The 20,619-nt window shown below is 60.9% G+C and carries 20 protein-coding genes; 12 read left to right on the top strand and 8 right to left on the bottom strand.

Going from position 1 to position 20,619, the window contains the following annotated elements:
- Window positions 1-7 precede the first annotated feature (7 nt).
- Entirely contained in the window at window positions 8-487 is a 480-nt protein-coding gene (coaD, locus tag MA884_RS08165; protein ID WP_007897855.1) for a pantetheine-phosphate adenylyltransferase, read from the top strand.
- 136 nt (window positions 488-623) lie between these two features.
- The gene (locus MA884_RS08160; protein ID WP_047226031.1) at window positions 624-875 is read left to right on the top strand and encodes a YfhL family 4Fe-4S dicluster ferredoxin; all 252 of its coding nucleotides are present in this window, start codon (window positions 624-626) and stop codon (window positions 873-875) included.
- A 148-nt stretch (window positions 876-1,023) separates the two neighbouring features.
- Here the strand turns inward: MA884_RS08160 and MA884_RS08155 are convergent, their stop codons facing one another.
- Genes MA884_RS08155 through MA884_RS08145 form a run of 3 tightly spaced genes read right to left on the bottom strand, consistent with a single transcriptional unit; the run spans window position 1,024 to window position 3,066 of the window.
- Window positions 1,024-1,341 (bottom strand): multidrug transporter, encoded by a 318-nt coding sequence (locus MA884_RS08155; RefSeq protein WP_256229960.1) that lies wholly within the window; start codon window positions 1,339-1,341, stop codon window positions 1,024-1,026.
- Between the two features lie 52 nt (window positions 1,342-1,393).
- A complete protein-coding gene (mutM, locus tag MA884_RS08150; protein ID WP_256229958.1) occupies window positions 1,394-2,206 on the bottom strand; it encodes a bifunctional DNA-formamidopyrimidine glycosylase/DNA-(apurinic or apyrimidinic site) lyase in 813 nt (270 codons plus the stop codon).
- A 44-nt stretch (window positions 2,207-2,250) separates the two neighbouring features.
- A complete protein-coding gene (locus MA884_RS08145) occupies window positions 2,251-3,066 on the bottom strand; it encodes an HDOD domain-containing protein (RefSeq protein ID WP_256230021.1) in 816 nt (271 codons plus the stop codon).
- Between the two features lie 199 nt (window positions 3,067-3,265).
- Here MA884_RS08145 and MA884_RS08140 point away from each other — a divergent pair, with 199 nt between their 5' ends.
- The 5 genes from MA884_RS08140 to ilvD all read left to right on the top strand — a co-directional run bounded on the left by MA884_RS08140 (window position 3,266) and on the right by ilvD (window position 10,240).
- On the top strand, window positions 3,266-4,462 hold the full coding sequence (locus MA884_RS08140; RefSeq protein WP_092395418.1) for a class I SAM-dependent rRNA methyltransferase: 1,197 nt from the start codon (window positions 3,266-3,268) through the stop codon (window positions 4,460-4,462).
- Window positions 4,463-4,900: 438 nt separating this feature from the next.
- Window positions 4,901-5,983 carry a SagB family peptide dehydrogenase gene (locus tag MA884_RS08135; RefSeq protein ID WP_256229957.1) on the top strand — a complete coding sequence of 361 codons (1,083 nt, stop codon included), beginning with the start codon at window positions 4,901-4,903 and terminating at the stop codon, window positions 5,981-5,983.
- Window positions 5,980-6,933, top strand: coding sequence for a diiron oxygenase (locus tag MA884_RS08130; RefSeq protein WP_256229956.1), 954 nt, complete (start codon window positions 5,980-5,982; stop codon window positions 6,931-6,933). The genes MA884_RS08135 and MA884_RS08130 overlap by 4 nt, the downstream gene beginning before the upstream one ends.
- A complete protein-coding gene (locus tag MA884_RS08125; RefSeq protein ID WP_256229955.1) occupies window positions 6,926-8,131 on the top strand; it encodes an MFS transporter in 1,206 nt (401 codons plus the stop codon). Before MA884_RS08130 ends, MA884_RS08125 begins: the two co-directional genes overlap by 8 nt.
- A 267-nt stretch (window positions 8,132-8,398) precedes the next feature.
- Complete coding sequence (gene ilvD / locus MA884_RS08120) at window positions 8,399-10,240, top strand: dihydroxy-acid dehydratase (RefSeq protein ID WP_256229953.1); 1,842 nt, start codon at window positions 8,399-8,401, stop codon at window positions 10,238-10,240.
- Window positions 10,241-10,555: 315 nt separating this feature from the next.
- Here the strand turns inward: ilvD and MA884_RS08115 are convergent, their stop codons facing one another.
- Window positions 10,556-11,611 (bottom strand): haloacid dehalogenase-like hydrolase, encoded by a 1,056-nt coding sequence (locus MA884_RS08115; RefSeq protein WP_256229951.1) that lies wholly within the window; start codon window positions 11,609-11,611, stop codon window positions 10,556-10,558.
- A 241-nt stretch (window positions 11,612-11,852) separates the two neighbouring features.
- Between MA884_RS08115 and MA884_RS08110 the strand changes: the two genes are divergently transcribed.
- Window positions 11,853-13,244, top strand: coding sequence for an L-cystine transporter (locus MA884_RS08110; protein WP_256229950.1), 1,392 nt, complete (start codon window positions 11,853-11,855; stop codon window positions 13,242-13,244).
- Window positions 13,245-13,288: 44 nt separating this feature from the next.
- On the opposite strand, the gene MA884_RS08105 is transcribed toward MA884_RS08110, so the two are convergent.
- Window positions 13,289-13,801 carry a dihydrofolate reductase gene (locus MA884_RS08105; protein ID WP_256229949.1) on the bottom strand — a complete coding sequence of 171 codons (513 nt, stop codon included), beginning with the start codon at window positions 13,799-13,801 and terminating at the stop codon, window positions 13,289-13,291.
- A 75-nt stretch (window positions 13,802-13,876) separates the two neighbouring features.
- Here MA884_RS08105 and MA884_RS08100 point away from each other — a divergent pair, with 75 nt between their 5' ends.
- Window positions 13,877-15,244, top strand: coding sequence for a DUF2868 domain-containing protein (locus tag MA884_RS08100; RefSeq protein WP_256230019.1), 1,368 nt, complete (start codon window positions 13,877-13,879; stop codon window positions 15,242-15,244).
- The gene (locus MA884_RS08095; protein ID WP_256229948.1) at window positions 15,237-16,610 is read left to right on the top strand and encodes a GTPase/DUF3482 domain-containing protein; all 1,374 of its coding nucleotides are present in this window, start codon (window positions 15,237-15,239) and stop codon (window positions 16,608-16,610) included. The genes MA884_RS08100 and MA884_RS08095 overlap by 8 nt, the downstream gene beginning before the upstream one ends.
- A gap of 145 nt (window positions 16,611-16,755) precedes the next feature.
- Here the strand turns inward: MA884_RS08095 and MA884_RS08090 are convergent, their stop codons facing one another.
- Entirely contained in the window at window positions 16,756-17,247 is a 492-nt protein-coding gene (locus MA884_RS08090) for a DUF523 domain-containing protein (RefSeq protein ID WP_256229947.1), read from the bottom strand.
- Between the two features lie 2 nt (window positions 17,248-17,249).
- A complete protein-coding gene (locus MA884_RS08085; protein ID WP_256229946.1) occupies window positions 17,250-17,882 on the bottom strand; it encodes a 2OG-Fe(II) oxygenase in 633 nt (210 codons plus the stop codon).
- 140 nt (window positions 17,883-18,022) lie between these two features.
- Between MA884_RS08085 and MA884_RS08080 the strand changes: the two genes are divergently transcribed.
- Window positions 18,023-18,772, top strand: coding sequence for a DUF2059 domain-containing protein (locus tag MA884_RS08080; protein WP_256229945.1), 750 nt, complete (start codon window positions 18,023-18,025; stop codon window positions 18,770-18,772).
- 129 nt (window positions 18,773-18,901) lie between these two features.
- On the opposite strand, the gene MA884_RS08075 is transcribed toward MA884_RS08080, so the two are convergent.
- The gene (locus MA884_RS08075) at window positions 18,902-19,849 is read right to left on the bottom strand and encodes an alpha/beta hydrolase (protein WP_256229944.1); all 948 of its coding nucleotides are present in this window, start codon (window positions 19,847-19,849) and stop codon (window positions 18,902-18,904) included.
- Window positions 19,850-19,956: 107 nt separating this feature from the next.
- On the opposite strand from MA884_RS08075, the gene MA884_RS08070 reads away from it, so the two are divergent.
- Window positions 19,957-20,532 (top strand): DUF6436 domain-containing protein, encoded by a 576-nt coding sequence (locus tag MA884_RS08070; RefSeq protein ID WP_256229943.1) that lies wholly within the window; start codon window positions 19,957-19,959, stop codon window positions 20,530-20,532.
- Window positions 20,533-20,619 lie beyond the last annotated feature (87 nt).

Here is a 20,619-nt window from a genome sequence, read left to right as displayed (position 1 = left end):
CGACGCGATGAACCGAGTGTTGTACCCAGGTACCTTCGACCCTATTACCAAGGGCCATGGCGATCTGGTCGAACGCGCCTCGCGCCTGTTCGATCATGTGATCATTGCCGTCGCCGCCAGCCCGAAGAAAAACCCATTGTTCCCGCTGGAGCAACGTGTGGAGCTGGCCCGCGAGGTCACCAAGCATCTGCCCAACGTGGAAGTGGTCGGTTTCTCGACGCTGCTGGCGCACTTTGCCAAGGAAAAGAACGCCAATGTGTTCCTGCGTGGCCTGCGTGCGGTCTCGGACTTCGAATACGAGTTCCAACTGGCCAACATGAACCGCCAGTTGGCGCCGGACGTCGAAAGCCTGTTCCTGACGCCATCGGAGCGCTACTCTTTCATTTCCTCGACCCTGGTGCGGGAAATTGCAGCGCTGGGCGGCGATATCACCAAGTTCGTCCACCCGGCAGTGGCCGATGCGTTGACCCTGCGCTTCAAGAAATAACCCGCTGGCTGCGATCCGCTTCGCAGCCAGCACAGCGCAGTCCATCGCGCCCGCGTGCACTGCGCTCGCCAATGCGGCACAATTGCGTACATACGTTTTTCAGATGCCCGGGCCCCACGCCCCGGCAGGAGCCTGCATGTCCCTGATCATCACCGACGACTGCATCAATTGCGACGTCTGCGAACCCGAGTGCCCGAACGAGGCCATTTCCCAAGGCGAAGAGATCTACGTCATCGACCCGAACCTGTGCACCCAGTGCGTCGGCCATTACGACGAGCCCCAGTGCCAGCAGGTCTGCCCGGTGGATTGCATCCCGCTGGACGAGGCCCATCCGGAAACGGAAGAACAGTTGATGGCGAAATATCGCAAGATTACTGGCAAGGTTTGAGCCAGGTAGTTTTGTAGGGTCTGTGCCGGCCTCATCGCGAGCAGGCTCGCTCCCACAGGGACCCGCTGTGTTCACAAAGTTTGTGTCTTAAGCAAAATCCCTTGTGGGAGCGAGCCTGCTCGCGATGAGGCCAGCAGCCACAGCGACATCACTCCTGCTCAAACCCCTCGCCAACACATCCCAGGCACCGCACAAACGTCGCCTTCGCCGGGTCCACCACCAACGCCTTCCCCGCGTCACCGACGCCTCCGCCCAACGCAGTAAAGGGCAACGACACCACAAATGCCCCCGCACCGATCACGGTGGCGGCGAGCAGCAATGGGCGGGCGATCAGCAGGTCGCCAATCATGGCGTAGGCAGGCGGATTCTGGATGGTGTAGCGCGGGTCGCCGCTGCCGCTGTTCGCCATGGCAGGCAAACCGACACTCAGCAGCAGTACTAGAACGACAGGTCGAAGCAGTTTCATTGGGCGATCCTTCGGCTAAATCAGTACCACTGACTATAGACCGCAGGACGGATCAGCTCTGGCAGCGCGGGCACCAGACGCTGGCGCGCTGGCCCAGGCGGATTTCCCGCAGCCCCGTGCCGCAGACCTTACACAGCTCGCCGCCCCGGCCATACACGAACAGTTCCTGCTGGAAATAACCGGGCTGGCCGTCTCCCCCGATGAAATCACGTAGCGTTGTACCGCCGCGCTCAATGGCATGGGCAAGGATGCGTTTGATCTCGATCGCCAGTTTCAGGTAGCGCGCCCGGGAAATGCCTCCGGCCTCCCGGCGCGGGTCGATCCCGGCGGCGAACAGCGCTTCGGTCGCATAAATATTGCCGACCCCAACCACCACCGCGTTATCCATGATGAACGGTTTGACCGCCATGGAACGCCCTCGCGAAAGCTGGAACAGGCGCTCGCCATCGAATAGATCGGTCAACGGCTCCGGTCCGAGGCGAATCAGCAGTTCGTGATTGAGCGGGTCGAGGCTCCAGAGCATCGCGCCAAAGCGGCGCGGGTCGGTGTAGCGCAAAGCCAGGCCGGATTCCAGCTCGATGTCCACATGCTCATGTTTGGCGGCGGGCATGCCGATTTCCACCAGCCGCAGGTTGCCGGACATGCCCAAGTGGCTGATCAAGGTGCCGACTTCGGCGTTGATCAGCAGGTACTTGGCCCGCCGTTCCACCTGCACGATCCGCTGCCCCGACAGTCGCACGTCAAGGTCTTCGGGAATCGGCCAGCGCAAGCGCCGATCGCGTACGACCACGCGGCTGACACGCTGTCCTTCAAGGTGTGGTGCGATTCCGCGGCGGGTGGTTTCGACTTCCGGCAGTTCTGGCATGAGGTTCTCGAATCAGGCGAAGGCTTGGCGCTGGTTTTCGATGCTTAGCGAGTGGCGAGGTCGCGAATTTCCTGTTTCTGGATCTGGAAATCGTATTCCGACAAACCGATGTAATCGAGCACCAGAGCGCCGACACACGACCACTCATGGTCTACAGCCTGATTGCCCAAGACCCGGTGCGATGCGCAGATGTTTTCGGACATTTTCAAGATCGCCAGCAGGTTTTTCAGCGGGCTGTTGTTGTGCGAAGACCCATCGCTGAAAATCGCCAGGGCATTGTGGTGGTTGGCGATGGCCTGGCTGACATGGTCAGGCAGGCGCCAGGATTTGGAGGTGTAATACCCGACCACCGCATGGTTGGTGTTGAACACACGGTTCTCAGTGTCCACCACCCGACACTCTGAGCTGGCACTGGCGTAGGCCTGCTCGAGCACACTCATATAGTTGGGGAACTGCTTGAGCATCAACGGCACGCCACAATCGTGGAACAGCCCCAATGCATAGGCTTCGTCGCCATTCTCCACGCCGACGCGCTTGGCCAAGGTCAGACAGGTCATCGCCACATCCTGGGCCGTATCCCAGAAGCGGTTCAGGGTGACGATGGTGTCATCGTGCAACGCGCCCTTGATTGACTGTGCATTGATCAGGTTGATGATCGACCGGCTGCCCAGCAGGTTTACCGCGCGCTGGATCGAAGTGATCTTGTTGCGCAGGCCGTAGTACGGCGAATTGACGATCTTGAGCAAGGCACCCGAGAGGCCCGGGTCCTGGGAGATCAGCTTGGCAATGGTCTCCAGGTCCGGATCAGGCATGTACTGCTCCATCTGCAGATCCACCATGATCTGCGGCTGGGGCGGCACACTGATGCCTTGCAGGGACTGTTGGATCTGTGCGGCGGAAAGCTCTTCGGACATGGGCATACACTCTGGGTCAGGCGGCGATTCTAACCCTTAAAGAGGGATCCGATACACCGTCGGGCAAATCGCGCCACATGTCCACCACGAGCCCCGTACGCGCTTCAACACGTTATACTCCCGCTCTTTTTTCCGGAGCGACGTCATGTCCCTGCCCAGCCTGCGCCTCAAAGCCAACGCCGACCGTCGCCTGCGCGCCGGCCACCTGTGGGTCTACAGCAACGAAATCGATGTAGCCGCCACCCCGCTGCACGGCTTCAAGGCTGGCGACCAGGCCATCCTCGAAGCCGCCGGTGGCAAGCCGTTGGGTATCGTCGCGATGAGCCCCAACAACCTGATCTGCGCCCGCCTGCTGTCCCGTGACGTGAAACTGCCACTGGACAAATCCCTGCTGGTGCATCGTCTCAACGTGGCGTTGTCGTTGCGCGAGCGCCTGTTCGACAAACCGTTCTATCGCCTGGTCTACGGTGATTCCGACCTGTTGCCTGGCTTGGTGGTTGACCGGTTTGGCGACATATTGGTGGTGCAGATCGCCTCCGCCACCATGGAAGCCCATAAAGAAGACGTGATCGCAGCCCTGACCCAGGTCCTCAAGCCCAGCGGTATTCTGTTCAAGAACGACTCCGCCGCCCGCGACGCCGAAGGCCTGAACCGCTACGTCGAGACGGTGTTCGGCCTCGTACCGGAATGGGTCGCCTTGGAAGAGAACGGCGTGAAGTTCGAAGCACCGGTCATGGCAGGCCAGAAAACCGGCTGGTTCTACGACCACCGCATGAACCGCGCACGTTTGGCGCCGTACGCCAAGGGCAAGCGTGTACTGGACCTGTTCAGCTACATCGGCGGTTGGGGCGTGCAAGCCGCGGCGTTCGGTGCCAGCGAAGTATTCTGCGTCGACGCCTCGGCCTTCGCCCTCGATGGCGTAGAGCGCAACGCCGCGCTGAATGGCTTTGCCGAAAAGCTGACCTGCATCGAAGGCGACGTGTTCGAAGCCCTGAAGGAACTCAAGGCCAGCGAAGAACGTTTCGATGTCATCGTTGCCGACCCGCCCGCCTTCATCAAACGCAAGAAAGACCTGAAGAACGGTGAAGGCGCCTATCGTCGCCTCAACGAACAAGCCATGCGCCTGCTCAGCAAGGACGGCATCCTGGTCAGCGCTTCGTGCTCGATGCACCTGCCCGAAGACGACCTGCAGAACATCCTGCTGACCAGCGCCCGTCACCTGGATCGCAATATCCAACTGCTCGAACGCGGCGGCCAGGGACCGGACCACCCGGTGCACCCCGCCATCGCCGAAACCCGCTACATCAAGAGCATCACCTGCCGGTTGTTGCCCAACAGTTGAATCGTTTGCGGGGCCGGAGCCAAGACTCCCGCCCCGCACACTGACCTTCATCACACGCAGCCTTGGCTGCGTTTTTTTTGCACGTACGAAAAGTTACCGAGCGCTTAAGTAAATACCTACAAATAAATTTTTTGTATGAGCAGTCCCACATTATTACTAGAACTTTCCTACTCAATATCCCCTTGCCAAGCACTCATTAAAAACTATGATTGAACTGTCACTTCGCAAGTGACGGCTATCAAAAAAACAACACTTACTCAAACCCCTTATTCAAACAAAGGAGCTGTATCATGAAAGCAATCAATCTGGAAGCTAACAAGATCGCGAACCTGGCGGGCCTGATTGTTCCAAAGAGCCGCTAAGTAAGTAAAGGACGGGGTTAAGGAATGCCGGCACCTCAGCCCCGTCTAGACGGCCCACCCAGCGGAAACAAACCTAATGCATATAAACCCGTGCCTTTTCATACTTGCGCGTTCGCCAAACCAGATCGTATGGAACTATGAGCAGCACACTCAGTTCGAGCTCGATATTAATTATTCGACTCGACTGGCACAACTGATTGACGATCCTTCAGACTTCGACGCTTGTAACCCCATCGATATTGAATTCCTGAATGCCAGCATATTGACTGCAGAACCCCAAAAAACCCTCGAATGGCGATGGGACGAGTTATCCAGAATATTTCATATCGGCACCAAAAATATCCCTTGTGAAAGTGTCCCCAAAGATATCAATGAATGGGCGATTCTGTATCTACAGCATTGCAATGAGGTTCTCTCATCACCGACGCCTCCCACCCGCGTAAAATCGTGCCCGGTCGACCGGATTGCCCTGCCTCCCTGCTCCCTGGTCGACATGGAGGACGTTTCGCTGGGGCAGACGCTTGTCAGTCGAAGCACCTCTCGCTCATTCAACGAACAACCCATTTCAATCGAGCAGGTCAGCACCCTCCTGTACCTGACCCTGGGCTACCTGAACGAGCGCCCTTTCATCCATGAGACCGGCCATCCCGAAGCGCTGGGCGCACGGCGCAGCAGCCCCTCGGGCGGCGGCCTGAATACCTGCGAAGGTTATTTATACGTACGCCACGTCTGCGGCCTGGAACCGGGTGTCTACGCCTATCACCCCGACGCGCACGCCCTGAGCCTTTTGCGGCCGCTACCGGATGCCCCCCTGGGCCAATTGCTAAGCGGTCAACACTTCATTAATCCGTTGCCATTCGGGCTGTTCGTCACTTCGCGCTTCGACAAACTCTGGTGGAAATACGAGCACTCCCGTGCCTATCGGATGGCTTTTGTCGAAACGGGGCACGTGTCCCAGGTTTTCCTGATGGTGGCGACTGCACTGGGCCTCAATACCTGGCTGACCGGAGCGTTGAGCGACCGTCAGGTGGAGCGGCTGCTTGGCCTTGAAGACACCCCCGAGCAGCCTTTGTTTTTTGTCGGCTGCGGCCATGGCGACGGGCAGGTGCACTGCAAGGAACTGATGGCGCTGGTCAATAGTCAGGACACTGGGTCATGACCGGTCCGAGCTTTACACACACGCCTCGCTACACCTTGGGCGACTGGGATAACAAGGCTGCGGTGCGCGTGCGGAAAAACGATTACCGCCTACCCGACGATCTGGAGCAGCAACTCGCCAGTCGAGACTGGTTTGCGCCAGCCTTCATACCCTATATCGAACACCCGCTGATCAACCAGGCGGGGCGCGCCATTGCCCAACGCCTGGCGGCCAATCACCTGGTGTATTTCCTTGACTACACCACCTTGCTCGAACACCGGGTCGTCAATCGCGCGGTGGAAACCATCGTCCATGGCGAACTGGCCATACCGATCCCCAGCCAGATGAAAACCGCCGCCCTACAGCTCTACACCGACGAGGGTTATCACGCGCTGTTTTCCAATGAAGTAGCCGAACAGATCGCCACCCTGTATGACATCCGCGACCGAGCGATCCCCAGGCGCATCGACCGCCTGCTGGACGTGATCGCCGCCGCCAGCCCCCCGGATCGCCCTCTGGCGTGGTTTCTGCTGGGGTTCGTCTCCGAAACGATCATCGCCAAGGAGTTGCTGTCCATTACCCGCGACACGCTGGTCTCCACGGTTTACCTGATGCTCAGGAATCATCTCGAAGACGAGGCCCGCCATAGCCGCTATTTCAGCGAGGTGTTCCAGTACCTGTGGTCCGCCCTGGACCCGCCACAGCGCGACCTGACCACAAGGCTGCTGCTGGACATCATCGGGCTTTACTTCGAGCCCGACACTCCCTGGTTGATGCGCAGCCTCGCCAGCGTCGGTTTCGACGAGCAGGACTCCCTGAAGATCGTTACAGGCCTCCTGCAACCGGACGCCCACGCCCGACGGGTTCGCTCGGGGGCAGTATCAACCTTTGCGGCCATGCAAAAGGCAGGGTTCTTCGACAATGCCCTCAATCGGCAGATTTTCTTCCACGCGGGGTTTATCGATGGCTGACACCCAAGACCTTCCGGCGACACGCAAACCGGCGACTGTCGGCTTATTGCTGACGCTGACCCTGCTCGGCGTATTCCCCATCGATGTGGTGCTGCCTTCGTTTCCCGCACTGTCCGAACACTTTGCGCGTCCATCGTCCGATATTGCCCTGTCTGTCAGCCTGTTCGCGGTGGGTATCGCCCTTTCGCAATTGTTGGTCGGCCCGCTTTCCGACGCCATGGGGCGAAAAAACCTGTTGTTGATCGGGATCATCGTCTCCGCCATTGGTGCAACCGGGTGCGTACTCGCCAACGACTACTGGTCCTTTCTGTTTTTCCGGGTCGTCCAAGCCGTGGGATGCGGTTGTTTCGTTCTGTCTCAGGCATTGATCCAGGACCTGTTTACAGGCCAGGAGCAGCAACGATTACGGATTCTCCTGGTCACCTGCGGCGGCATTTTCATTTCCGTTTCGCCCCTGGCCGGTACAGGGCTGCAAAGCTGGATGGGCTGGCGTGGCAGCTTCCTGGTGTTCATTGCCCTGGCCGTCAGTGTACTTTTGAGCGCCGGCCTTTTACTCAAGCCTCTGCCGACGTATAGCCAACCCAGGCGCCTGGACTTCATCGCGTCCTACCGGAAGGTATGCAGTGACTTCAGTTTCATGGCGTACTGGCTGACGTCGGCGCTGGCTTTTTCCTGCCATTTCTCGTTCATCGTCATTTCACCCCTGGTTTTCATCGACCAGTTGCACCTGTCGCCCGAAGCTTTTTCCCTGGCGCTGCTGGGCTACGGACTGGCCTATATCGGCGGGGGAGCGATCGCTACCGTGCTGAGCAACCGGATCGACCCACAGACGCAAATCTTCACAGGCCTGTGCCTGATCCTGACGGCGGGTGTATTGATGCTTGGGCTCTCCGGCCATCTGGGCTTGTCGGTCACCACGCTGCTGCTGCCCATGATCGTGTGCACCGCAGGAACGACCATTGCTCGTGCGGCTGCCCACACCCGGGCGATGAATATATTCCCCGAGCAAGCCGGTACATCGGCCTCGGCAGGCAGCGTACTGATCTTCATCGTCGGCGGCTTGACCAGTGCCGTGCTCAGTCTCACTCCGCTGGACCTGCAAACCACGCTGGCCCTATGTCTGATATTGCTCAGCGTCCTGGGACTGGGACTCAATGGTCTGCTCCGGCATCGTCACAGGGCGCTGTTGACGGGCTGAACGCTGCCGGTCGTCATCCCGGGCGCGACATTGGCCTGCGATCAGCGCTTTGCGTCATTTCATCCTGACGCCAGGGGTGTAGAATCGCGACATTCATCGCCATTCATCCCCGGCGGGTTTATGAGCTCATGCTGAGGCGCGCAGCGATCCTGCAAAGTCATCGGTCACTTCCGGACACACGGCCAAACCCGGGTGTTCCAGACGTCAACAGAAGCTCACTTCCCATTGATACCTGATACGTACCTGATTTGCCGCCCGGAGTGCTCCATGCCTGATTACCGCTCGAAAACATCCACCCATGGCCGCAACATGGCTGGCGCCCGTGCACTGTGGCGCGCCACAGGCATGAAGGATGACGACTTCAAGAAGCCGATCATCGCTATTGCCAACTCTTTCACCCAGTTCGTGCCAGGCCATGTTCACCTCAAGGACCTGGGCCAACTGGTTGCCCGGGAGATCGAACGCGCAGGCGGTGTAGCCAAAGAGTTCAACACCATTGCCGTGGATGACGGTATCGCCATGGGCCACGACGGCATGCTCTATTCGCTGCCCAGCCGCGAGATCATCGCCGACTCCGTCGAATACATGGTCAATGCCCATTGCGCCGACGCCATCGTGTGCATTTCCAACTGCGACAAGATCACCCCCGGCATGCTCATGGCGGCCTTGCGCCTGAACATCCCGGTGATCTTCGTTTCCGGCGGCCCGATGGAAGCCGGCAAGACCAAACTCGCCAGCCATGGCCTTGACCTGGTCGACGCCATGGTGATCGCCGCCGACTCCAGCGCCTCTGACGAGAAGGTCGCAGAGTATGAGCGCAGCGCCTGTCCGACCTGCGGTTCGTGCTCCGGCATGTTCACCGCCAACTCGATGAACTGCCTGACCGAAGCTTTGGGCCTGGCCCTGCCGGGCAACGGTTCGACCCTCGCCACCCATAGCGATCGCGAACAGTTGTTCCTGCAGGCCGGCCGGACCATCGTCGAACTGTGCAAACGCTACTACGGCGAGAACGACGAGTCGGTGTTGCCGCGCAACGTCGCCAACTTCAAGGCGTTCGAAAACGCCATGACCCTGGACATCGCCATGGGCGGTTCCACCAACACCATCCTGCATTTGCTGGCCGCCGCCCAGGAAGCCGAGATCGATTTCGACCTGCGCGACATCGACCGCCTGTCCCGTCACGTGCCGCAATTGTGCAAGGTCGCGCCGAACATCCAGAAATACCACATGGAAGATGTGCACCGCGCCGGCGGGATCTTCAGCATCCTCGGCTCCCTGGCCCGTGGTGGCCTGCTGCACACCGACCTGCCGACCGTACACAGCAAAACCATGGCCGAGGCCATCGCCAAGTGGGACATCACCCAGACCACCGACGAAGCCGTGCATCATTTCTTCAAGGCCGGCCCGGCGGGCATTCCTACGCAAACTGCGTTCAGCCAGTCCACTCGCTGGGAAACCCTGGACGACGACCGTGAGAACGGCTGCATTCGCAGCGTCGAACACGCGTACTCCAAGGAAGGCGGCCTGGCCGTGCTGTACGGCAACATTGCTCTGGATGGCTGCGTGGTGAAAACCGCCGGCGTCGACGAATCGATCCATGTGTTCGAAGGCAACGCCAAGATTTTCGAAAGCCAGGACAGCGCCGTGCGCGGGATCCTCGCCGACGAAGTGAAGGCTGGCGATATCGTGATCATCCGCTACGAAGGGCCAAAAGGCGGTCCGGGCATGCAGGAAATGCTTTACCCCACGTCCTACCTGAAGTCCAAAGGCCTGGGCAAAGACTGCGCCCTGCTGACCGACGGCCGTTTCTCCGGCGGCACCTCGGGCCTGTCCATCGGCCATGCTTCACCGGAAGCCGCTGCTGGCGGTGCCATCGGCCTGGTGCGCGACGGCGACAAAGTCCTGATCGACATTCCGAACCGCTCGATCAACCTGCTGATCAGCGATGAAGAACTGGCCGGGCGCCGTGTTGAACAGGACAACAAAGGCTGGAAGCCGGTGGAAGTACGTCCGCGCAAAGTCACCACTGCCCTCAAGGCCTACGCCCTGCTCGCCACCAGCGCCGACAAGGGCGCGGTGCGTAACAAGGCGATGCTCGACGGGTTGTAAGCGTCCATAAACGGCAATAAAAAAATGCCCCACCCAAGGTGGGGCATTTTTTTTGCCGTGAAACAAACCACCGATGATCAACTGTTCGAGCCTGCTCGCGAAAGCGGTGTGTCAGTCGGAATCGATGTTGAATGTGCTGCCGTCTTCGCGAGCAAGCCCGCTCCCACAGTAGTCCGAGTCGTTCGCAAGCCTTGCATGCCCCCGCAGATCCCTGTGGGAGCGAGCCTGCTCGCGATGACGTCGGCTCAGTAACATCTCAGTTGGCTGACACACCGTTTTCGCGAGCAGGCTCGCTCCCACAAGGCGTCGTGGGGTTTACTGGATATCTTCCGGCTTGACGATCACCCAGTTCTTGTCCGCCGTCACCGGCAGCCCTTCCTTGGCCTGAGCTGCGGCGTGCTTGGCCATCATGCCGTTGATCTGGTCCATGTACTTGTCCTTGCGGTTGACCCACAGGTGAATGCCGCCCTTGGCCACGTTCACATCGTGGAACAGCATGTAGCCGTCACTGCTGGGGGTGTCGCCAGCCACAAGCACCGGTTTTTTCCATTCGTCGATGTAGGTCAGGATTGCCGCATGCTTGCCGGCCATCCAGGTCGCCGGGGTCCACAGATACGGTGTGTACTCAAGGCTGAGGTTGGCCTTCTCGTCATATTTTCCATGGCTGATCTGCTTGCGGGCGGTGGTCAGTTCGCCAGTCTTGCGATCCTTGAGCAGCGTGGTCACGCCGATGATGTTCTGCGGCTTGAGGTTGTACCCGTACTTCGGATCGGCGGCGACCATGCGCACCAGCTCTTCCGAAGCCGCGGTCATGACATAGACTTCGATGCCGTTTTCCATCAGTTTGTTGTACAGCTCGACCTGCCCGGTGAAGATCTTTGGCGGGTTGACGTTGTAGTTGACCACCTTGTCGCCGTCGTAATACGTGGTCGGGATCGGCTTGCCAGAAGCCATCAGTTCGTCGACGTAGCCCTTGAGTTCCTTGAGGGTAAAGCCGGAAAACACCTGGGCAACCCAGGGGTAGCAGACCATGTCGTCCACTTCGCACAAACGGTAGTAGTAGCTGAACAGGCTTTCCTTGTGTTCGGCCGTGTCTTTGAACGGCATCAACTTCAAGGACGGGTCGAGGGTTTCGCGGGTGATGAGGCCCTTGTTCTCCATGAACGGCAGCAACGACTCCTCCAAGTCATAGCGGTAACTGGTGTTGTCCATGTCGAACACCGCGTAGTTACCTTTGTTGGCGTTGGCCGCAATCATCGCGTCCAAGGCCTTGGCCTGTTGCGCAGGCCAGTGCTTGAGCTCAGTGGCGAGCGCCTGGCCAACGAGGCCCAGGCCCAAGGCGACAACGAGAAGGTGAGGTGCAAGCTTCATCGGCGTTTCTCCAAGGTTCAAAGAGCTCGACGCTAACAAATGCTTGTGACGTTTCTCACCTGCCCGCGACCGCTTACGTCTTGATAGCGCCAGCGGCATGCCCATAAACGTCATTGCCTTATTCCATAAACGACAATCCACATGCCTTTTTATTATTAATTCATTAGATATCAGCCTGTTAGGCTTCCCGGCTCGCAGTCGTGGCTTCAGGCGACTGGCACAAGTCTCATGGGAGTTTTTGATGAATCTGCCGCTGATCCTCAATCTGCTGGTGTTCCTCGCCTTGCTGTTCGCTCTGGCGCAAACCCGTCACAGCACCTGGAGCCTGGCCAAAAAAGTGCTGCTGGCACTGGGGCTGGGCGTGGTGTTCGGCATCGTCCTGCACACGATTTACGGCGCTGGCAACCCGGTGCTAAAAGCCTCGATCAGTTGGTTTGACCTGGTGGGCAACGGTTACGTGCAGTTGCTGCAAATGATCGTGATTCCGCTGGTCTTCGCCTCAATTCTCAGCGCGGTGGCGCGCCTGCATAACGCCTCGTCCCTGGGCAAGATCAGCTTCCTGACCATCGGCACGCTGCTGTTCACCACCGCCATCGCCGCGCTTATCGGTATCGGTCTGACCAACCTGTTCGGTCTCACCGCCGAAGGCCTGGTGGCCGGCACCCAGGAAATCGCACGCCTGCAGGTGATCCAGAGCGACTATGCCGGCAAGGTCGCTGACCTCAATATCCCGCAACTGCTGCTCTCGTTCGTTCCGCAGAACCCCTTTGCCGACCTGGCCCGGGCCAAGCCGACTTCGATCATCAGCGTGGTGATATTCGCGGCCTTCCTGGGTGTCGCGGCGCTGCAATTGCTCAAGGATGACGTGGAAAAAGGTCAGAAAGTGGTCAACGCCATCGACACCCTGCAAAGCTGGGTGACACGCCTGGTGCGGCTGGTGATGAAGCTGACCCCGTACGGCGTGCTGGCGCTGATGACCAAAGTGGTGGCCGGTTCCAACGTGCAGGACATCATCAAGCTCGGCAGTTTCGTGGTGGTGTCGTACCTGGGGCTGGGCCTGATGTTCGTGGTTCACGGCCTGCTGGTGTCCGCCGCTGGAATCAACCCGTTGCGTTTCTTCCGCAAGATCTGGCCGGTCCTGACCTTCGCCTTCACCAGCCGCTCGAGCGCCGCGACCATCCCGCTGAGTATCGAAGCCCAGACCAGCCGCCTCGGTATTCCCCGGGCCATTGCCAGCTTCAGCGCGTCGTTCGGCGCCACCATCGGCCAGAACGGCTGCGCCGGCCTCTACCCGGCCATGTTGGCGGTGATGGTCGCGCCGACCGTGGGCATCAATCCGCTGGATCCGGTGTGGCTCGCGACGCTGGTAGCGATTGTCACCTTGAGCTCGGCCGGGGTGGCCGGCGTCGGTGGCGGCGCGACATTTGCCGCATTGATTGTGTTGCCGGCCATGGGCTTGCCGGTTTCACTGGTGGCACTGCTGATTTCCGTCGAGCCGCTGATCGACATGGGCCGCACCGCGTTGAACGTCAGCGGCTCGATCACCGCCGGGGCGATCACCAGCCAGGTGATGCAGCAGACCGACAAGGCTTTACTGGATGCCGAGGAGCATGGGGAGTTGGTGCAGGCTTGATTGCCTGATACTTGTGGGAGCAAAGCTTTGCTCCCACATGTGGCTTACAGCTTTTCCCACACCTCAAAGCTGTAGGCCGGCTTATCGCCCTCGGCCGGATTCGGCTGGTTCGAAACCAATTCCCACTGGCTCGAATCGAACGCCGGAAACCAGGCATCACCATCCGGGCTCAACGCCACGCGGGTCAGGTACAAGCGATCCGCCTGATCCAGGGCCTGGGCGTACAGCTGGGCGCCACCGATCAACATCAGTTCACCGACACCCTGCTGCAACGCCCACGCCTCGGCCCGTTCCACCGCTGCCTCCAGCGTGGAAAAGACTTCCGCGCCCTCCAGCACGAGGCCCGGCTGACGACTGACCACGATATTCAAGCGCCCCGGCAGCGGCCGACCGAGGGAATCCCAGGTCTTGCGGCCCATGATGATCGGCTTGCCCAAGGTGGTGGCCTTGAAGTATTTAAAGTCCCCCGGCAAGTGCCAGGGCATGCTGTTGTCGACGCCGATCACACGGTTTTCACCGAGGGCTGCGATCAGGCTTAAAGGGAGTGTTTTTTTCATGCCGGCGAGGATACCAGAGGCCACAGCGGTTATGCTCAACCCTCATTTGCGACGGAAGCGCCTGTGCCTGAACCTCTGACAGAACTGCACGACCTCTGGTTGACCGAAACGGTACGCTTGCGTGAAGAACACGCCGGCCCGCTCGAAGACCAGGAAGCCAATCGCCTGGCCCGCGCGGCGGGTGGCGACTTATCCAGCCGTATCCGCCACCGCGCCCGCTGGCTGGCCGAGCGCGACGGCCTCAGCCAGGCCCTGCATCGCTGGCTGCAAGGGGCGCGCCTGGCGCTGATCATATTGGCTGTACTCGCCATCATCAGTGGCGCTGGCCTGGGGTTTGCCGCACTCGGCGACGGACAAACGCCGGTCAATGTGTTCTGGGCCCTGGGCAGTCTGTTGGCGTTGAACCTGATCTTGCTTATTGGCTGGGCCCTGGGCCTGATCTTTGCGGGTGAGCAAGGTGCAGCGCTGGGGCGCCTGTGGTTGTGGCTCAGCGAAAAACTTGCCCGCGATGCCAAGGCTGCGCAACTGGCGCCAGCCCTGCTGCTGTTATTGCAACGGCACAAGCTCAATCGATGGGCCCTCGGTGCCTTGGTCAACGGTTTGTGGCTGTTGGCGATGCTCAGCGCGCTGGTCATCGTACTGCTGCTGATGGCCACCCGGCGCTACGGTTTTGTATGGGAAACCACCATTCTCGGCGATGAGACCTTCGTCGTCATGACCCAGGCCCTCGGCGCCCTGCCCGCCCTGCTCGGCTTGAGCGGGCCAACCGAAGAGATGATTCGCGCCAGTGGCGACGCCGCGCTGAATATCGAAAGCGCCCGCCAGGCCTGGGCCGCATGGCTGGTGGGCGTAACGCTGGTCTACGGCGTGTTGCCGCGCCTGAGCCTGGCGCTGTTGTGCCTGTGGCGCTGGCGTCGCGGACGCGCCACGCTGCGCCTGGACTTGAACCTGCCAGGCTATGCCCAACTGCGGGAGCGGCTGATGCCCAGCAGCGAGCGCCTGGGCATCAACGATGCCGCACCCGCGCACCTGCATCAAATTGAAAGAAACGTCGGTGCGCTGGAAAGCGATGGTGCATTGCTGGTGGCGATCGAACTGGACGACCGGCCTTGGCCACCGAAACTGCCAGAGACAGTGAAAAACGCCGGTGTGCTCGACAGCCGCGAATCCCGCCACAAACTCCTCGAACAACTGTCACGATTTCCTCCCGCGCGACTGGCGATTGCCTGCGACCCGCGACGTTCACCGGATCGTGGCAGCCTGGCGTTGATCGCCGAGCTGGCCCGCAGCGCCAGCGCCACCCGCATCTGGCTGTTGCAGGCGCCGCCCGGGCAAGCGCTGGATGCCGAACGCCTGGGCGACTGGCACAACGCGCTCCAACAGCTGCAATTGCCCTTCGCTGACTGCGCGCCTTTGAACTGGCTGGAGACCGGCCATGACTGAACCCAACAAGCCGCTGAAGCTGGCCGTGGTCGGCCACACCAATGTGGGCAAAACTTCGTTGCTGCGCACACTGACCCGGGACATTGGCTTCGGCGAAGTTTCCCACCGACCGAGCACGACCCGACACGTCGAGGGCGCGCGCCTGTCGGTGGACGGCGAAGCGCTACTGGAACTGTACGATACGCCAGGCCTGGAAGACGCCATCGCCCTGCTTGACTACCTCGAACGCTTGGAGCGTCCCGGTGAGCGCCTGGACGGACCGGCACGCCTGGCGCGGTTCCTGGACGGCAGCGAGGCACAACAACGCTTCGAACAGGAAGCCAAAGTGCTGCGGCAATTGCTCGCCAGCGACGCCGGACTCTATGTGATCGATGCGCGAGAGCCAGTGTTGGCCAAGTACCGGGATGAGCTTCAAGTGCTCGCCAGTTGCGGCAAACCGCTGCTGCCGGTGTTGAATTTCGTCAGCAGCGCCAGCCACCGCGAGCCCGACTGGCGCGAAGCCCTGGCACGATTGGGGTTGCACGCCCTGGTACGCTTCGACAGCGTCGCTCCGCCCGAGGATGGCGAGCGGCGCCTGTATGAAAGCCTCGCGCTGTTGCTGGAAAGCGCCCGTGGGCAACTGGAACGACTGATCGCAGATCAACAGGCCCAACGCCTGGCACGCCAGCAGAGCGCGAAGCGCTTGATCGCCGAACTGCTGATCGATTGCGCCGCCTGCCGACGCAGCGTAGCCAGCGATGCCGAGCTGGAACGCCAGGCTATCAGCGAGCTGCGCAACGCAGTGCGTCAGCGGGAGCAGCGCTGCGTCGAAGCCTTGCTCAAGCTCTACGCCTTCCGCCCCCAGGACGCCGCCGCCAGCGATTTGCCTCTACTCGACGGCCGTTGGGGCGACGACCTGTTCAATCCCGACACCCTCAAACAGTTGGGCGTGCGTGTGGGTGGCGGAATCGCGGCGGGCGCGGCGGCCGGTGCCGGTGTGGACTTGTTGGTAGGCGGACTGACCCTCGGCGCCGCCGCCCTGGCCGGAGCCATTGCCGGTGGCGCCCTGCAAACCGCCCGCAGCTATGGCAATCGGTTGATGGGCAAGCTCAAGGGCCAGCGGGAGCTGACAGTGGACGACAGCGTGCTGCGCCTGTTAGCCCTACGCCAACAACAACTGCTGCAAGCCCTCAACCAGCGCGGCCATGCGGCAATGGACAGCATCCACATCGCCCCGCCCCAGGACAAGACCTGGCGCGAGGGCAAACTGCCCGAGGCGCTGAACAAGGCCAGGGCGTATCCGCAATGGTCGTCGCTTAATCCGCAGGCGCGGTTGAGCCAGACTGAACGCCAGGAACAGATCGAGCAGTTGGCCGAGCAGCTCTAGATGACCCACCCCCTGTGGCAAAGGAATGTGTGGGAGCAAGGCTTGCCCGCGATGAAGACACCGCAGCCTCTGGGGAAATGAGGCGCCTGCATCGCGGGCAAGCCTTGCTCCCACAGATAAACCCCCTCGCCACAAAAGCAATCCATCAGTCGCTGATCAAGGCCTTGAGCGCCGCAGCAGCTTCGGCCAATTCCAACTCACTGAACACCTGCACACCCTGACGTTTGAGCAAGGCTGCCGTTACGCCTTCGCCAGGCACCTTCAGGCCGCTGAACGTCCCGTCGTAGGTCAACAGATTGCCGCACGACGGGCTGTTGGCCTTGAGCACGGCGATACGGATAGCGTGTTCGCGCACCCGCTCCAGCGCTTGATACGCGCCGGACAAAAACTGCGCACTGACATCATCACCCTCGGTGGTGATCACCGCCGCCTGGCCGTCGAGCACCTGCGCGCCTTGCCCACCGGGAATTTCCGCCGCCGCCCGAGGCGTGGGCAAGCCGCCGGCGACTTCCGGGCACAGTGGCACGACCCGACCTTCGTCGAGCCAGCGCTGAAGCTGATCGAACGGGCCGCTGGCACCGCCGTCGTAGCGCACGCGATGTCCGAGCAGGCAGCGACTGACGAGGATCTTTTCCATGCTCAGAACAGCTCAGTGCCACGGCGCCGGAACCAGCCGGTCAAGGACAGGCGATCCCGCGCGGCCGGCAGGACTTCATGGGGTATGTCCTCAGACAGGAACACCACCAGACAACCGCCGGTGGGTACCACGTCGTGCTCCACGCCATCGTCCAGGTACATGCGTAACTGGCCGCCATGCGCCGGCAGCCAGGCGTCGTTGAGGTAAAGCACCGCTGACACTATGCGTCGATCGTCATCGCGGAAACGGTCGACGTGCTTGAGGTAGAAAGCGCCGGGAGGGTACAGCGCGAAGTGGCTTTCAAAATCCTCCAGCCCCAGGAACAACCCGCGATTGATCGCCTCCCGCAGGCTGTCCATCAAGCCCAGGTAACGGTCGCACGCTTGCGCCTGGCCGGGCTCGATCCATTGGATACGATCACCCCGAATCCCTTCACGAATCTCCGAAAACGGTCCGCGCCCGACCGCGGCCGGGGCCAGTTCGCCTTCGGCGGCGCGCTGGCGACATTCGGCAGCCAGCGCGCGGGTCAGCGCATCCGGCAGGAAGATATTCTGCTGCGACCAGCCGCGCTCGGCCAGGTCGTCGACGATACGCAACAGCAGTGGGTGATCAGAAGGTATTTGCATGGCGCGCATAGTATTCCTGTGCCTGCAAAACCGACAGCGCCGCGCAGCGGGTTTGTCACGCTTGATGGCGCAGGTGCAGGAACTTGATACGAATTCTCGACAAGTCCCCACACCCCACGGAGAATAGTCGGCTGCTGACAGGAGTCCCTATGCGCCGTTTGCTTTTCTCATTGTTGATGTTCTGTGCGTTGCCCGCCTGGGCAGACAGCTACGACCAGTTGTACAAGGTCGCCGGCTGGCCGGAACAACGGGCGCATTTCAATGATGCCTTGAGCGCCGCGCAGCAGCGTTACCAGAGCAGCCTGCCACCGGCAGTGTTCCAGGCGCTGGTGAACAACAGCAATCAACGCTTCGCCCCTCAGGCCATGGACCAACGGGCCGAGGCGCAATTGCGCAAGAACCTCACCGACCCAGCCCCGGCCCTGGGCTTTTTCCAGTCGCCCCTGGGCCGCAAAGTCGTGGCAGCCGAGTTGCTGGCGACCCGTCGCGATCAATTGGCGAAGAACGCCAAGGGTCTGCCGAAGATGCAAGTCAGCGACAACCGCCTGTTGATCATCGGCCACCTGGCCCAGTCCCTGCCCGCCCGCGAGGCCGGCGCCGAAGTCAGCCTGGCGATTGCCGGCGTGGCGGCGGACAGCCTGAGTTCGATGATCCCCGGCCTTCTGGGTGCCGGCCAGGCCCAGGGCATGCTGAACGGTCAGCGCCAGCGTCTGATGGACCAGATCGGCACAGACTTGAACAACACGCTGCTGTACGTCTACCGCGACCTGACGGACACCGAGCTGGAAGAGTTCGCCACCTTCGCCGAGTCGGCTGAGGGCCAGGCCTATTATCAAGCGGCCTTGGCAGCGATTCGCGCGGGGTTGGCGGTGGGACAGAGTGCTTCGAGTCTTCAATGAATCTTTAGCGCCTGTGAGGCAGGCATCGCGAGCAGGCTCGCTCCCACATTGGATCTCGGACAATCACAATATCTGGATTTACCCGACACTCCTGTGGGAGCGAGCCTGCTCGCGATAGCAATAGCCCGGTCAGCGCCGAACCCGGCTCATCCGCTTCGTCAGAAACCCAAACATCTCCTGTCGCATCGCCAGTGCCTCATTCGCCAGGTGATGCCGGCCTTCGGGCAACATCAGCACCTGCGGCCGATCGAACTTGCTGCGCAACACCTGCAGGTTATGCGCCCAATCCACCGTCATGTCTGCTTGCCCCTGCACGATCAAGGGTTGACGCGGGCTGCTCGGGGCGGCTTCGATGCGCTTGATCCATTGCCCCAACGCGCCCACCCACGCGGTGGGCAGGCGCAGCGGTTGCAGCGGGTCGGCTTGCAGGAAAGGCAGGAACTGCGGGTCGGTGGAGTTCTCGCTGAAACGCCGGGCGATCCCGCTTACAAAAGGTTTGAGCAAGTAGTAACTCAGACGTGACCAGCCCCAGGCCCGAGGCCGCACCAAGGGCGACAGCAGTATGACCTGACCTTGGGCCGGGCTGTGTTCGCCCTGGTTGAGCACGTGATCAACCACAATGGCCCCGCCGGTGCTTTGTCCGCATAGATGCCAGGGTTTCGGCAGGTCCAGTGTCCCGGCCTCAGTCAGCAGGCCCTGCAACGTGGCCTGGTACTCGGCGAAATCACCGATGCTGGCGCGTTCGCCACTGGACAGGCCATGGCCGGGCAGGTCGCAGGCGATCACGGCGAATTTCTGCTCCAGCGCCCACTCGATCAAGTGCCGGTACAGCCCCATATGGTCGTAATAGCCGTGGAACAGAAACAGCGTTGCCACGGCTTTCTCCGGCCACCAGACCTGACCGACCAGCTCATATCCGTCTATTTCGAAACGCCCCAGGCCCTTGCGCAAGGTGTGGTGGGGAAAATCCAGGCCGTAGAAACGCTGATAAGCCAGCGCCTGCGCAGACAGCGGCTGCCACTGAGCCAAAGGTTGCAGGCTGGCACGCAGGTGATCGGGGTCGAAACTGACGGGCATAGGATTTCCAGGCAAAAGCGCAAAGCGCGAAACAGACTTTGTAGGCCTGCGATATTCATCTGTCGCGCCAGGCATGGCAAGCTACGCGGCCTCAGAGGATCGACTCCATGCGCCCGTCTCACCGCACGACCTTGCTTGCCAGCCTGCTTGCCCTCGGGTGCGCCGCCGTATTGTGGATCGCCTATGACTGGTTCCAGGGACGCTTTGTGCGAGCGTTCAGCGAACACACGGCGTTATTTTCCGGCGACCCTTTGCGCCTGCCCACCGACCTCGCCGGCCCTGGCCCGATCCGCCTGGTGCATTTCTGGGATCCGGCGTGCCCGTGCAACGTCGGCAATCAACAGCACCTTTCCGAGTTGGTGGAGAAATACGGACCGCAAGGTGTCGAGTTTTACGCGGTGCAAAAAACCGGCAGCCAGGGCCAATTGCCGACCACGCTGAGCAGCCTCAAACCTCTTGCAGTGCTCCCCGGCTCAAGCCAGATTCCCGCCAGCCCGGCGGTGGCGATCTGGGATCGCAGCGGCAAACTGGCGTACTTCGGCCCCTACAGCGAAGGCCTGACCTGCAACTCGAGCAACAGCTTCATCGAGCCGATTCTCGAGGCTTTGAGTGTCGGCCGGGAAATTAATGCGACTCACACGTTGGCGGTGGGCTGCTATTGCTCATGGTCGGTTTCAAACTGACCAATCAACTACAACACGTATTGCCATGTTCCTCTTGGCTGGCGACACAAAGTTAAGCTTAGTGCTGGGCTCTAGAGCTATTGCTCA

The sequence above is a fragment of the Pseudomonas sp. Q11 genome (assembly GCF_024494355.1).
Lineage (GTDB): Bacteria > Pseudomonadota > Gammaproteobacteria > Pseudomonadales > Pseudomonadaceae > Aquipseudomonas > Aquipseudomonas hefeiensis.
This window is presented reverse-complemented; position numbering and strand designations above follow the sequence as displayed.

What these genes read in the sequence shown, in the direction of transcription:
- MA884_RS08140 (WP_092395418.1), top strand. Translation starts at nt 3,266, where the DNA reads ATGTCCCTGCCCAGCCTGCGCCTCAAAGCCAACGCCGACCGTCGCCTG.
- MA884_RS08085 (WP_256229946.1), bottom strand. Translation starts at nt 17,882, where the DNA reads ATGCGCGCCATGCAAATACCTTCTGATCACCCACTGCTGTTGCGTATC.
- MA884_RS08135 (WP_256229957.1), top strand. Translation starts at nt 4,901, where the DNA reads ATGCATATAAACCCGTGCCTTTTCATACTTGCGCGTTCGCCAAACCAG.
- MA884_RS08070 (WP_256229943.1), top strand. Translation starts at nt 19,957, where the DNA reads ATGCGCCCGTCTCACCGCACGACCTTGCTTGCCAGCCTGCTTGCCCTC.
- MA884_RS08130 (WP_256229956.1), top strand. Translation starts at nt 5,980, where the DNA reads ATGACCGGTCCGAGCTTTACACACACGCCTCGCTACACCTTGGGCGAC.
- MA884_RS08115 (WP_256229951.1), bottom strand. Translation starts at nt 11,611, where the DNA reads ATGAAGCTTGCACCTCACCTTCTCGTTGTCGCCTTGGGCCTGGGCCTC.
- MA884_RS08105 (WP_256229949.1), bottom strand. Translation starts at nt 13,801, where the DNA reads ATGAAAAAAACACTCCCTTTAAGCCTGATCGCAGCCCTCGGTGAAAAC.
- coaD (WP_007897855.1), top strand. Translation starts at nt 8, where the DNA reads ATGAACCGAGTGTTGTACCCAGGTACCTTCGACCCTATTACCAAGGGC.
- MA884_RS08090 (WP_256229947.1), bottom strand. Translation starts at nt 17,247, where the DNA reads ATGGAAAAGATCCTCGTCAGTCGCTGCCTGCTCGGACATCGCGTGCGC.
- MA884_RS08160 (WP_047226031.1), top strand. Translation starts at nt 624, where the DNA reads ATGTCCCTGATCATCACCGACGACTGCATCAATTGCGACGTCTGCGAA.
- MA884_RS08075 (WP_256229944.1), bottom strand. Translation starts at nt 19,849, where the DNA reads ATGCCCGTCAGTTTCGACCCCGATCACCTGCGTGCCAGCCTGCAACCT.
- MA884_RS08125 (WP_256229955.1), top strand. Translation starts at nt 6,926, where the DNA reads ATGGCTGACACCCAAGACCTTCCGGCGACACGCAAACCGGCGACTGTC.
- MA884_RS08110 (WP_256229950.1), top strand. Translation starts at nt 11,853, where the DNA reads ATGAATCTGCCGCTGATCCTCAATCTGCTGGTGTTCCTCGCCTTGCTG.
- MA884_RS08095 (WP_256229948.1), top strand. Translation starts at nt 15,237, where the DNA reads ATGACTGAACCCAACAAGCCGCTGAAGCTGGCCGTGGTCGGCCACACC.
- MA884_RS08080 (WP_256229945.1), top strand. Translation starts at nt 18,023, where the DNA reads ATGCGCCGTTTGCTTTTCTCATTGTTGATGTTCTGTGCGTTGCCCGCC.
- ilvD (WP_256229953.1), top strand. Translation starts at nt 8,399, where the DNA reads ATGCCTGATTACCGCTCGAAAACATCCACCCATGGCCGCAACATGGCT.
- MA884_RS08155 (WP_256229960.1), bottom strand. Translation starts at nt 1,341, where the DNA reads ATGAAACTGCTTCGACCTGTCGTTCTAGTACTGCTGCTGAGTGTCGGT.
- mutM (WP_256229958.1), bottom strand. Translation starts at nt 2,206, where the DNA reads ATGCCAGAACTGCCGGAAGTCGAAACCACCCGCCGCGGAATCGCACCA.